General features: G+C 67.3%; 12 protein-coding genes. 7 read left to right on the top strand and 5 right to left on the bottom strand.

Annotated elements, in window-relative coordinates:
* Positions 1 to 95 precede the first annotated feature (95 nt).
* The 5 genes from acnB to ASE76_RS02220 form a co-directional block, all read right to left on the bottom strand.
* A complete protein-coding gene (gene acnB, locus ASE76_RS02200) occupies positions 96 to 2,684 on the bottom strand; it encodes a bifunctional aconitate hydratase 2/2-methylisocitrate dehydratase (protein WP_055834010.1) in 2,589 nt (862 codons plus the stop codon).
* A gap of 69 nt (positions 2,685 to 2,753) precedes the next feature.
* A complete protein-coding gene (locus ASE76_RS02205) occupies positions 2,754 to 3,389 on the bottom strand; it encodes a hypothetical protein (protein ID WP_055834013.1) in 636 nt (211 codons plus the stop codon).
* Between the two features lie 67 nt (positions 3,390 to 3,456).
* Positions 3,457 to 4,470 carry a CoA ester lyase gene (locus ASE76_RS02210; RefSeq protein WP_055834016.1) on the bottom strand — a complete coding sequence of 338 codons (1,014 nt, stop codon included), beginning with the start codon at positions 4,468 to 4,470 and terminating at the stop codon, positions 3,457 to 3,459.
* The gene (tam, locus tag ASE76_RS02215) at positions 4,467 to 5,252 is read right to left on the bottom strand and encodes a trans-aconitate 2-methyltransferase (RefSeq protein ID WP_055834019.1); all 786 of its coding nucleotides are present in this window, start codon (positions 5,250 to 5,252) and stop codon (positions 4,467 to 4,469) included. Before tam ends, ASE76_RS02210 begins: the two co-directional genes overlap by 4 nt.
* A gap of 46 nt (positions 5,253 to 5,298) precedes the next feature.
* Positions 5,299 to 6,285, bottom strand: coding sequence for a malate dehydrogenase (locus tag ASE76_RS02220; protein ID WP_055834023.1), 987 nt, complete (start codon positions 6,283 to 6,285; stop codon positions 5,299 to 5,301).
* Between the two features lie 252 nt (positions 6,286 to 6,537).
* Here ASE76_RS02220 and ASE76_RS02225 point away from each other — a divergent pair, with 252 nt between their 5' ends.
* The 7 genes from ASE76_RS02225 to ASE76_RS02255 all read left to right on the top strand — a co-directional run bounded on the left by ASE76_RS02225 (position 6,538) and on the right by ASE76_RS02255 (position 12,517).
* Positions 6,538 to 7,329 carry a GntR family transcriptional regulator gene (locus ASE76_RS02225; RefSeq protein ID WP_055835509.1) on the top strand — a complete coding sequence of 264 codons (792 nt, stop codon included), beginning with the start codon at positions 6,538 to 6,540 and terminating at the stop codon, positions 7,327 to 7,329.
* Between the two features lie 140 nt (positions 7,330 to 7,469).
* Positions 7,470 to 7,904, top strand: a complete 435-nt coding sequence (sdhC, locus tag ASE76_RS02230) for a succinate dehydrogenase, cytochrome b556 subunit (protein ID WP_055834027.1) — start codon at positions 7,470 to 7,472, stop codon at positions 7,902 to 7,904.
* Between the two features lie 15 nt (positions 7,905 to 7,919).
* Positions 7,920 to 8,285, top strand: coding sequence for a succinate dehydrogenase, hydrophobic membrane anchor protein (sdhD, locus tag ASE76_RS02235; RefSeq protein WP_055834030.1), 366 nt, complete (start codon positions 7,920 to 7,922; stop codon positions 8,283 to 8,285).
* A 4-nt stretch (positions 8,286 to 8,289) separates the two neighbouring features.
* Complete coding sequence (sdhA, locus tag ASE76_RS02240) at positions 8,290 to 10,098, top strand: succinate dehydrogenase flavoprotein subunit (protein ID WP_055834033.1); 1,809 nt, start codon at positions 8,290 to 8,292, stop codon at positions 10,096 to 10,098.
* Positions 10,099 to 10,133: 35 nt separating this feature from the next.
* Complete coding sequence (locus ASE76_RS02245) at positions 10,134 to 10,838, top strand: succinate dehydrogenase iron-sulfur subunit (protein ID WP_055834037.1); 705 nt, start codon at positions 10,134 to 10,136, stop codon at positions 10,836 to 10,838.
* Positions 10,838 to 11,119, top strand: a complete 282-nt coding sequence (locus ASE76_RS02250) for a succinate dehydrogenase assembly factor 2 (RefSeq protein WP_055834040.1) — start codon at positions 10,838 to 10,840, stop codon at positions 11,117 to 11,119. Before ASE76_RS02245 ends, ASE76_RS02250 begins: the two co-directional genes overlap by 1 nt.
* 87 nt (positions 11,120 to 11,206) lie before the next feature.
* Positions 11,207 to 12,517 carry a citrate synthase gene (locus ASE76_RS02255; RefSeq protein ID WP_055834043.1) on the top strand — a complete coding sequence of 437 codons (1,311 nt, stop codon included), beginning with the start codon at positions 11,207 to 11,209 and terminating at the stop codon, positions 12,515 to 12,517.

Genomic DNA, 12,517 nt, shown 5'->3' on the forward strand with positions numbered 1-12,517 from the left:
TCGATAGCAAAAGACAAAAAAAAGCCCGCTGGCATCGCCAGCGGGCTTTTTGCTTGGTGCTGGCTACCGGGCGCTTGCGCGCCCGGTGCGGCCGGTCAGGCCGGCACGGTGGCGGCAGCTTCCTGGAACGACGCGATCTTGTCGAAGTTCAGGTACTGGTAGACCTCGCTGCTGTTGGCGTTGAGCACACCCATGTCGGCCATGTACTCTTCCTTGGTCGGGATCCGGCCCAGCTTGGAGCAGATGGCGGCCAGCTCGGCAGAGCCCAGGTACACGTTGGTGTTCTTGCCTAGGCGGTTCGGGAAATTGCGGGTGCTGGTCGACATCACCGTGGCACCTTCGCGCACCTGCGCCTGATTGCCCATGCACAGCGAGCAGCCGGGCATCTCGGTCCGCGCGCCGGCGGTGCCGAAGACGCCGTAGTGGCCTTCATCGCTGAGCTTCTGCGCATCCATCTTGGTCGGCGGCGCGATCCACAGCTTGACCGGCATGTCGCGCTTGCCCTCGAGCAGCTTGGAGGCTGCGCGGAAGTGGCCGATGTTGGTCATGCACGATCCGATGAACACCTCGTCGATGTGCGCGCCGGCCACGTCCGACAGCGTCTTCACGTCGTCGGGGTCGTTCGGGCAGGCGACGATCGGCTCGTGGATGTCGGCCAGGTCGATCTCGATGACCGCGGCGTACTCGGCATCGGCATCGCCTTCGAGCAGCTGCGGGTTTTTCAGCCAGGCTTCCTGGGCGGCGATCCGGCGGCCCAGGGTGCGGGCGTCGGCGTAGCCTTCGGAGATCATCCAGCGCATCAGGGTGATGTTGCTGTTGATGTACTCGATGATCGGCTCCTTGTTGAGCTTGACCGAGCAGCCGGCGGCCGAGCGCTCGGCCGAGGCGTCGGACAGTTCGAACGCCTGCTCCACCTTCAGGTTCGGCAAGCCTTCGATCTCGAGGATGCGGCCGGAGAAGATGTTCTTCTTGCCCTTCTTCTCGACCGTCAGCAGGCCGGCCTTGATCGCGTACAGCGGGATCGCGTTGACCAGGTCGCGCAGGGTCACGCCGGGCTGCATCTTCTCGCCCTTGAAGCGCACCAGCACCGATTCGGGCATGTCGAGCGGCATGACGCCGGTAGCGGCCGCGAAGGCCACCAGGCCGGAGCCGGCCGGGAAGCTGATGCCGATCGGGAACCGGGTGTGGCTGTCGCCGCCGGTGCCGACGGTATCGGGCAGCAGGAAGCGGTTGAGCCAGCTGTGGATCACGCCGTCGCCCGGACGCAGGCTGATGCCGCCGCGGGTGCTGATGAAGTCGGGCAGCTCGTGGTGGGTCTTCACGTCGACCGGCTTGGGGTACGCCGCGGTGTGGCAGAAGGACTGCATCACCAGGTCGGCCGAGAAGCCCAGGCAGGCCAGGTCCTTCAGCTCGTCGCGGGTCATCGGGCCGGTGGTGTCCTGGCTGCCGACCGAGGTCATGCGCGGCTCGCAGTAGGTGCCCGGGCGCACGCCCTGGCCTTCGGCCAGGCCGCAGGCACGGCCGACCATCTTCTGCGCGAGCGAGAAGCCCTTGCCGCTGTCGGCCGGGTCCTGCGGCAGGCGGAACAGGGTCGATGCGGGCAGGCCGAGCGCTTCGCGCGCCTTGGCGGTCAGGCCGCGGCCGATGATCAGCGGAATGCGGCCGCCGGCGCGCACTTCGTCGAACAGTACGTCGCTCTTGACGGTGAATTCGGCGATGACCTGGCCGTCCTTCAGCGCCTTGCCTTCGTAGGGGCGCAGCTCGATCACGTCGCCCATGTTCATCTGGTTCACGTCGAGCTCGATCGGCAGCGCGCCGGCGTCTTCCATCGTGTTGTAGAAGATCGGGGCGATCTTGTTGCCCAGCGTGACGCCGCCGAAGCGCTTGTTCGGCACGTACGGAATGTCTTCGCCGGTGAACCACAGCACCGAGTTGGTGGCCGACTTGCGGCTGGAGCCGGTGCCGACCACGTCGCCCACGTAGGCCACCAGGTTGCCGCGGGCACGCAGGTCCTCGATGAACTTGATCGGGCCGCGCTTGCCGTCTTCCTCGGGCGTGATGCCGTCGCGCTTGTTCTTCAGCATGGCCAGCGCATGCAGCGGGATGTCGGGGCGGCTCCAGGCGTCGGGCGCGGGCGACAGGTCGTCGGTGTTGGTCTCGCCGGTCACCTTGAAGATGCTGACCGTCAGGCTCTGCGGCACTTCGGGGCGGCTGGTGAACCACTCGGCATCGGCCCAGCTCTGCAGCACCGCCTTGGCGTGCGCGTTGCCGGCGTCGGCCTTTTCCTTGACGTCGTGGAACTGGTCGAACATCAGCAGCGTCTTCTTCAGGCCTTCGGCCGCGACGGGCGCCACCTCGGCATCGTCGAGCAGGTCGATCAGCGGGCTGATGTTGTAGCCGCCGAGCATGGTGCCCAGCAGTTGCGTCGCCTGCGCGCGGCTGATCAGCGCCGTCTTCTCGGTACCGTGGGCCACGGCCGCGAGGTAGCTGGCCTTGACCTTAGCCGCATCGTCCACGCCGGCCGGCACGCGGTGCGTCAGCAGGTCGAGCAGGCCGTCGGCATCGGTGGCGTCGGCCTGCTTGATGCGCTCGATCAGGTCGGCGGTCTGCTGTGCCGACAGGGGCAGCGGCGGGATGCCGAGCGCCGCACGCTCGGCAACATGGTCACGGTAGGCTTGCAACATGCTGGTTTTCTCCGGGGGTTTGATTTTTGGAAGCGGGCCGCGCGCGGGCGGCCCGTCGGTGGGTTTCGCTTACTTGGCGGTTTCGGCGCCGTCGGTCTTGGCCGGCTCCGCCGGATCCAGCAGGCTGCGCTGCGGGCTCTTCTTCATCTCTTCGGCCATCGCGGTCTGCTGCGGGCTCTGGCACTCGTCGGCCAGGCGCTCGCCCAGCTTCTGGTTCATCAGCATCGACTTGTTGCCCAGTTGCAGCCACATCGCGCCGGCGCGCGGGTCTTCCAGGCGGATCGCGCCGGTGCGGCTGTCGACCGGGTGCATGCGGTAGCGGACCTTGGCGGTGCGCACGGTGAAGAAGCCCGGCTTGGCCGGATCGGGCGTGATCTCGACGTTGGCGCCCAGCTCGCACTTGATCTGGCCGGAGTGCACGCGCTGCGCGACGGCGAGGTCGGCCTCGGACAGGGTGACGTTGGTGTCTTCGCTGATCGGGGTGACCTCTTCCACCGCCTTGGCGGCCGAACGGGTGATCTTCGGACGCGGCTTCGGCTTGGCCTTGGCGGCGGCGGCGTTGGCCGAAGCAGCCGGCTTGGCGGCAGGCTTGGCCGCGGCCTTGGCCGGCGCCGCGGTCTTGGGCTTGGCGTCGGCCGCCTGGGCCAGGGCGAGGCCTGGCGCCGCCAGGGCAACCAGGGTGAAAGCGATGAGGGTGTTCTTCATGGGGGTCCGGTGTGTAGCGGGGTGGGGTGTCGGGGGTTGAAAAGGAAACGCGGCCTGAACTGAGAGATCACGCCGCAGCAAATGGTTCGCCGACGAGCCAGTGGCGCACTTCGGAGGGCAATGCCGCTCCGGTGCGATGGGCACGCTCCAGCAGGTGCCAGAAATGGCGGTAGCTGGCGCGGTCGTGCAGGCTGCCCGCGAAACTGACCGGCGCCCAGTCGGCACGCTGGGCCGCCAGCAGGATCTGCGCGGCGGTGTCGACCTCGCGCGCATCGGGCGCGAACGCGTCGAGGATCGGGCGGATCTGCGCCGGATGGATGCTCCACATCCGGGTGTAGCCGAACTCTCGGGCGGCCCGCCGCGCCGCGCTGCGCAGGGCGTCGGCATCGCCGAACTCGGTCACCACGCAGTGCGACGGCACCTTGCCGGCGGCGTGTGCAGCGGAGGCGATCGCCAGCTTGGCCCGCACCACCAGCGGATGGGTGAACTGGCCCGCGGCGCCCATGCCGTCGGCCGGAATCGCCCCGGCGTGGGCCGACACGAAATCCATCAACCCGAAGCTGAGCGACTGCACCCGCGGATGGGCCGCGATGTCGAAGGCGCGGTGCACCGCGCCGGGCGATTCGATCAGCACCTGCAGCGGCAGGCCGGGAGCCCCGGCGGCATCCAGGGCGCGCGCCGCACGGTCCACGTCGGCGACCGATTCGACCTTGGGCAGCATGGCATGCACCAGCCGGTGACCGGCGCGTCCGACGATGGCGGCCACGTCGGCGTCGAACGCCGGGTGGTGCACCGGATGCACCCGCACCGCCACGCGGGCACCGTCGGCTGCCGCGAGCGCCAGGCCGGCGACGAGGTCGGCATGCTCGGCCTCGCCGCCGACCGGCGCGCCGTCTTCGCAGTCGAGCGTCACGTCGAAGGGGCAGACGCCGAGCTCGGCGGTCATCTCGGCCTGCAGCTGCAGGCTCTTCTGCATCCGCTTCTCGACGCCGCTGTAATGGTCGCATACCGGCAGCACCACGGCGCCGGCCTGCGCACCGAGCAGCACCTGCCGGGGATGGGACGCGGGCACTGCGCTCATGCAGCGCGCTGGGCGACGAGGAACATGCGCGGGAAGGCGAGCAGACGCCGGCCGTCCGCACGCACCGGGTAGGCGGCGTCGATGCGCCGGGTGTACTCGGCCAGGTAGCCGGGACGCAGGTCCGGCGGAAGGCGGTCGACGAAAGGCTTCAGGCCGGTGCCGCTCACCCATTCGACGATGGCCTGGGCGGAGGCCATCGGATGCTGGTAGACGGTGTGCCACACGTCGACCCGCACCGCGTGCGGCGCCAGCAAGTCGTAGTAGTCGGCCAGCGGCAGGATGCCGGTGCGCAGGGCGTTCACGTCGCCGATCGAAGCGGCCCACGGCGCCATGCCGGCGGCCTCGCGCATGTGGCGGTGGGAGGGTTCGGCGCGGTTGTCGGGCATCTGCACCGCCAGCACGCCGCCGGGTGCGAGCGCCGCGAACAGCCGCGGCACCAGGGAGAGGTGATCGCCGACCCATTGCAGGGCGGCGTTCGCATAGACCAGGTCGGGCGCCTCGGCGGCCGACGCGGGTGCCCAGGTGGCGATGTCGCCCCAGGCGAATTCGGTACCGGGCAGGCGCGCCCGGGCACTGGCCAGCATCGACTCGGAGGTGTCGATGCCCACCACCCGGGCGGCGGGAAAGCGGCGCACCAGCAATTCGGTCGAATTGCCGGGACCGCAGCCGAGGTCGACGACACGGCGAGGCGCCTCCAACGGCACGCGCGCCAGCAGTTCGGCGGCCGGGCGGGTGCGCTCGTCCTCGAACTGCCGGTAGAGCTGGGGATTCCAGTCGCTCATGTCGGGTGGATGTTGGCGGTGCGGTGTCGAAACGAGCCGGGCCGGCTTACAACAGGTGCTTGACGCCGGCCTGCTCGTCTTCCAGTTCCTTGAGGGTCTTGTCGATCCGCTCCTGGCTGAAAGCGTCGATCTCCAGGCCTTCGACGATCTTGTACTTGCCGCCTTCGGTGGTGACCGGGAAGCCGAAGATCACGTCCTTCGGAATGCCGTACTCGCCGTTGGAAGGAATGCCCATCGTGACCCACTTGCCCTGCGAGCCCAGCGCCCAGTCGCGCATGTGGTCGATGGCGGCATTGGCGGCCGACGCAGCCGACGACAGGCCGCGGGCTTCGATGATCGCGGCGCCGCGCTTGCCGACGGTCGGCAGGAAGGTGTCGGCGTTCCAGACCTGGTCGTTGATCAGGTCCTTGACCGCCTTGCCGCCGGTGGTGGCGAAGCGGTAGTCGGCGTACATCGTGGGCGAGTGGTTGCCCCAGACGGTCAGCTTCTCGATGTCGCCGACCTTGGTGCCGGTCTTGGCGGCGATCTGGCTGGCGGCGCGGTTGTGGTCCAGGCGCAGCATGGCGGTGAAGTTCTCGCGCGGCAGGCTCGGGGCGCTCTTCATCGCGATGTAGGCGTTGGTGTTGGCCGGGTTGCCTACCACCAGCACCTTGACGTTGCGGCTCGCCACCTGGTCGAGGGCCTTGCCCTGGGCGGTGAAGATCTGGGCGTTGGCGGCCAGCAGGTCGGCGCGCTCCATGCCGGGGCCGCGCGGACGGGCACCGACCAGCAGGGCGTAGTCGGCATCCTTGAAGGCGACCAGCGGGTCACCGGTGGGCACCACGCCGGCCAGCAGCGGGAATGCGCAGTCTTCCAGTTCCATGATCACGCCCTTGAGCGCCTTCTGGGCCTTCTCGTCCGGGATCTCCAGCAGTTGCAGGATGACGGGCTGGTCCTTGCCGAGCATCTCGCCGGAAGCGATGCGAAACAGTAGGGCGTAGCCGATTTGGCCTGCGGCGCCGGTGACGGCTACCCGGACGGGGGTCTTGCTCATGAGGGAAAGCTCCTGGATGGGGGATGAAAACGGTGCCCTGCCGCCTGTGTCCGCTCACGCCTCTTCGTCGATTCCAAGATCTGTCTCGGGTGCCGCGTGGCCGGCCAGGACAACTCGCAAGTGTACTGCCGTTTGCGAAGACCGGTCAATTTGTCTTATGTCTTATATAAGATATGATCCGGCATGCTGCACGGCCCCGCATCGCACCGGCGCGCCCCCACCGCGCGCAGGGCCCAGCCCATCTTTTCGCCCATGCACTCCCTTTCGCCGAACGCCGATACCGCCCTGCCCGAGCCTGCGCCGCAGGCCGGCACGCCCGCGTTCAGCCCGCTCTACCAGCAGATCAAGGGCCTCATCCTGCAGCGGCTGCAGGCGGGCGACTGGAAGCCGGCGGAGGCGATCCCGAGCGAGATCGAGCTGGCCGCCCGCTTCCGGGTGAGCCAGGGCACCGTGCGCAAGGCGATCGACGAACTTGCGGCCGAGAACCTGGTGGTGCGCCGCCAGGGCAAGGGCACCTTCGTCGCCACCCATTCCGAGCGCCAGGTGCGCTACCGCTTCCTCAAGCTGGTGCCCGACCGCTCGAGCGACGGCTCGCCCGAGCCGGTGCAGGCCGACCGCAGGGTGCTCGACTGCAAGCGCATCCGCTCCTCGGCCGAGATCGCCCGCACGCTGGGGCTGAAGGCCGGCGAGCCGGTTCTGCAGGCGCGGCGCATCCTGTCCTTCTCCGGCGTTCCCACGATCTTCGAAGAACTGTGGCTGCCCGGCCAGCCGTTCAAGGGCCTGACCGCGGCGCGCATGGAAGAGCACCGCGGCCCCACCTACGCGCTGTTCGAGCTCGAATTCGGGGTGCGCATGGTGCGCGCGTCGGAGAAGCTGCGGGCGGTCGCGGCCTCGCCGGAGCAGGCGGACCTGCTGCAGGTGCCGCAGGGCAGCCCGCTGCTGAGCGTCGAGCGGCTGGCCTTCACCTACAACGACACGCCGATGGAACTGCGCCGCGGCCTGTACCGAACCGAGGGTTACCACTACCGCAACGACCTCAGTTGACCCGGCCCGCACCCGGCCCCTGTCCCTGCGGAACTGTCAGATTCCGCAAGCTTAGTCTCCGGGTGTTGTGCATTGCAATAGAATTTTGGGCTGTCTGCACCTGCCGGATGACGGACCCGATACCTCCACGAAAGCCCCCCATGCCAGAGCTAGCCAAGAAGCGGCCCGAGTTCCGCAATATCAATGCGTTCACCGATCTCACCACCTACCGGCTGCCGCCCGCCGGCTGGGTGTCGATCCTGCACCGCGTCAGCGGCGTGATCATGTTCGTGCTGATGCCGTTCATCATCTGGATGTTCGACTCCTCGGTCTCCTCGGAAATCTCGTTCGCCCGCTTCAAGCTGGCGTTCAACATGGGCGTGGGTTTCGTGCCGGGCTTCTTCTTCAAGCTGGTGGCACTGGCACTGATCTGGGCCTATCTGCACCACTTCATCGCCGGCATCCGCCATCTCTGGATGGACGTCGACCACCATGCGGTGGAGAAGAAGAAGGGTGCCAGCACCGCCGTCGCCGTGCTGGTTCTGAGCATCGGCCTCACGCTGGTGTTGGGCGCCAAGCTGTTCGGCCTGTACTGATCTAGGAGCACAAGAATGTCTGTCAACTATGGCTCCAAGCGCGTCGTCGTCGGTGCGCACTACGGTCTTCGCGACTGGATCGCCCAGCGCGCCACCGCGATCATCATGGCCCTCTTCACCGTGGTGGTGCTGGCGCAGGTCCTGCTGACCCGCGGCCCGATCGGCTACGACCGCTGGGCGGGCATCTTCTCGGCCCAGTGGATGAAGGTGCTCACCTTCGTCGTGATCGTCGCCCTGCTCTACCACGTGTGGATCGGCATGCGCGACGTGCTGATGGACTACGTCAAGCCCGTTGTGCTGCGCCTCGTCCTGCAAATCTTTTCCATCGCCTGGCTGGTCGGCTGTGCCGGCTGGGCCATCCAGGTGCTCTGGAGGCTCTAAAAAAATGACCTACTCCACGAAAAACATCACCAAGCGCAAGTTCGACGTCGTGATCGTCGGCGCCGGCGGCTCCGGCATGCGCGCATCGCTGCAACTGGCGCGGGCCGGCCTCAACGTCGCGGTGCTCTCCAAGGTCTTCCCGACCCGTTCGCACACCGTGGCGGCGCAGGGCGGCGTGGGCGCCTCGCTCGGCAACATGAGCGAGGACAACTGGCATTACCACTTCTACGACACGATCAAGGGCTCCGACTGGCTCGGCGACCAGGACGCGATCGAGTTCATGTGCCGCGAAGCACCGAAGGTGGTCTACGAGCTCGAACACTTCGGCATGCCGTTCGACCGCAACCCCGACGGCACGATCTACCAGCGTCCGTTCGGCGGCCATACCGCGAACTACGGCGAGAAGCCGGTGCAGCGCGCCTGCGCCGCGGCCGACCGTACCGGCCACGCGATGCTGCACACGCTCTACCAGAAGAACGTCGAGTCGCACACCCAGTTCTTCGTGGAGTGGATGGCCCTCGACCTGATCCGCGACGACGACGGCGACGTGGTCGGCGTGACCGCGCTCGAGATGGAAACCGGCGACCTGCACATCCTGCAGGCCAAGACCGTGCTGCTGGCCACCGGCGGCGCGGGCCGCATCTTCCAGGCCTCGACCAACGCCTTCATCAACACCGGCGACGGCCTGGGCATGGCGGCGCGCGCCGGCATCCCGCTGCAGGACATGGAGTTCTGGCAGTTCCACCCGACCGGCGTGGCCGGCGCCGGCGTTCTGCTGACCGAAGGCTGCCGCGGCGAAGGCGCGATCCTGCTCAACAGCAACGGCGAGCGCTTCATGGAGCGCTACGCGCCCACCCTGAAGGACCTGGCACCGCGCGACTTCGTCTCGCGCTGCATGGACCAGGAGATCAAGGAAGGCCGGGGCTGCGGTCCGAACAAGGACTACATCCTGCTCAAGCTCGACCACCTGGGTGCCGAGACGATCCGCAAGCGCCTGCCCTCGGTCGAGGAGATCGGGCACAACTTCGCCAACGTCGACATCACCCGCGAGCCGATCCCGGTGGTGCCCACCATCCATTACCAGATGGGCGGCATCCCGACCAACATCAACGGCCAGGTCGTGGTGCAGAACGCGGCCAACGAGAGCGAGGTCGTAAACGGCCTCTACGCGGTGGGCGAATGCTCCTGCGTCAGCGTGCACGGCGCCAACCGCCTGGGCACCAACTCGCTGCTCGACCTGCTGGTATTCGGCCGCGCGGCCGGCAACCACATCGTCCAGTACAACGACAAGCTCAAGGAGCACAAGGAGCTGCCGGCCACCTCGGCCGACCGCACCCTGGCGCGCCTGAACCAGCTCGAGGAATCCACCGACGGCGAATACGCCCAGGACGTGGCGGCCGAGATCCGCGCCAGCATGCAGCAGCACGCCGGCGTGTTCCGCCAGCAGGTCAGCATGGACGAAGGCGTGACCAAGATCGCCGCGCTGCGTGACCGCGTGGCGGGCATCACGCTCAAGGACAAGTCGAAGGTGTTCAACACCGCCCGCATCGAGGCGCTGGAAGTCGACAACCTGATCGAGGTGGCGCAGGCCACCATGGTCTCGGCGGCCGCCCGCCACGAATGCCGCGGTGCCCACACGGTCGACGACTACGAGCGCCCTGCCGACGACGCCGAGTTCCCGCTGGGCCGCAACGACGCCGAGTGGATGAAGCACACCCTGTGGCACAGCGCGACCAACAGCCTGGCCTACAAGCCGGTCCGCATGAAGCCGCTGACCGTCGACACCGTGCCGCCCAAGGTCCGGACGTTCTGAACGCCCGGCCCCAGAACAAACCTGCGAGAAGCAACATGCAAAAGCGCACATTCAACATCTACCGCTACGATCCGGACAAGGATGCCAAGCCCTACATGCAGACCATCGAGATCGAGCTCGACGGCAACGAACGCATGCTGCTGGACGCCCTGATCAAGCTGAAGGCGATCGACCCGACCATCGCCTTCCGCCGCTCGTGCCGCGAAGGCGTCTGCGGCTCGGACGCGATGAACATCAACGGCAAGAACGGCCTGGCCTGCCTGACGAACCTTCGCACCCTGAAGGACCCGATCGTCATCAAGCCCCTGCCCGGCCTGCCGGTCATCCGCGACGTGATCGTGGACATGACCAACTTCTTCACCCAGTACCACTCGATCAAGCCGTACCTGGTCAACGACACGCCGCCGCCGACCAAGGAGCGGCTGCAGTCGCCCGAGGAGCGCGAAGAGCTCGACGGCCTGTACGAGTGCATCCTGTGTGCGAGCTGCTCGACCAGCTGCCCGAGCTTCTGGTGGAACCCCGACAAGTTCGTCGGCCCCGCCGGCCTGCTGCAGGCCTACCGCTTCATCGCCGACAGCCGCGACGAGGACACCGGCGCCCGCCTCGACAACCTCGAGGACCCGTACCGCCTGTTCCGCTGCCATACCATCATGAACTGCGTCGACGTGTGCCCGAAGGGACTCAATCCCACCAAGGCCATCGGCAAGATCAAGGAACTCCTGGTTCGCCGGGCGGTGTGATGCAGACGACGACGGCGGACGACGCATTGCTCGACGAGCGGGCCCTCAGCAAGCTGCACTGGCGCTGCCGGCGGGGCCTGCTGGAGAACGACCTGTTCATCGAGCGCTTCTTCGCCCGCCACGAGCAGACGATCACGGTGCGGCAGGCGCGCGGCCTGGGGCTGCTGATGGACCTGTCGGACCACGACCTGCTCGACCTGGTGCTGCGCCGCAAGGACCCCGAGGGCGCGTTGGCCGAGGCGCCCGAGGCACGCGAGGTACTGGACATGTTGAGAGTCTGAGCGGGCCCCACGCCCCTTGCAGACCACCGATTTCAAAGAGACGCCCCGAACGGCATTCCCGCGACGGGCACCAACCAAGGAAAGCACATGAAGCTAGCGGATAACAAAGCCACCCTGTCGTTCAGCAACGGCAGCCCGAGCGTGGAGCTGCCGGTTTACCAGGGCAGCATCGGCCCGGATGTCGTCGACATCCGCAAGCTCTATGCGCAGACGGGCATGTTCACCTACGACCCGGGCTTTCTTTCCACGGCGGCGTGCCAGTCGGGCATCACCTACATCGACGGCGACAAGGGCGAGCTGCTCTACCGCGGCTACCCGATCGAGCAGCTGGCGCAGAACTGCGACTACCTCGAGACCTCGCACCTGCTGCTCTACGGCGAACTGCCGGACGCCAAGAAGAAGACCGATTTCGAGAAGCTCGTGACCAACCACACGATGGTCAACGAGCAGATGCAGTTCTTCCTGCGGGGCTTCCGCCGCGACGCGCATCCGATGGCGGTCATGACCGGCCTGGTGGGCGGCCTCTCGGCTTTCTACCACGACAGCACCGACATCAACAATCCCGAGCACCGCGAGATCTCGGCGATCCGCCTGATCGCCAAGATGCCGACGCTGGTCGCCATGGCCTACAAGTACGGCATCGGCCAGCCGTACATGTACCCGCGCAACGACCTGAGCTACGCCGGCAACTTCCTGCACATGATGTTCGCCACGCCGTGCGAGGAGTACAAGGTCAGCCCGGTGCTCGAGAAGGCCCTGGACCGCATCTTCATCCTGCACGCCGACCACGAGCAGAACGCCTCCACCTCCACCGTGCGCCTGTGCGGCTCGTCGGGCACCAACCCGTTCGCGGCCATCGCGGCCGGCGTGGCCTGCCTGTGGGGCCCCGCCCACGGCGGCGCCAACGAGGCGGCGCTCAACATGCTCTACGACATCCAGAAGGCCGGCGGCGTCGAGAAGATCGGCGAGTTCATCAAGCAGGTCAAGGACAAGAACTCCGGCGTCAAGCTGATGGGCTTCGGTCACCGCGTCTACAAGAACTACGATCCGCGCGCCAAGCTGATGCAGGAAACCTGCAAGGAAGTGCTGGGCGAGCTGGGCCTGGAAAACGACCCGCTGTTCAAGCTGGCGATGGCGCTCGAGAAGATCGCCCTGGAAGACGACTACTTCGTGCAGCGCAAGCTCTACCCGAACGTCGACTTCTACTCGGGCATCGTGCAGCGCGCGATCGGCATCCCGGTGCCGCTGTTCACCGCGGTGTTCGCCCTGGCGCGCACCGTCGGCTGGATCGCACAGCTCAACGAGATGATCGGCGACCCCGAGTACAAGATCGGCCGTCCGCGCCAGCTCTTCGTCGGCTCCGAGCGCCGCGACGTGCAGCCGCTCGACAAGCGCTGA

Source organism: Xylophilus sp. Leaf220 (assembly GCF_001421705.1).
Classification (GTDB): domain Bacteria; phylum Pseudomonadota; class Gammaproteobacteria; order Burkholderiales; family Burkholderiaceae_C; genus Xylophilus.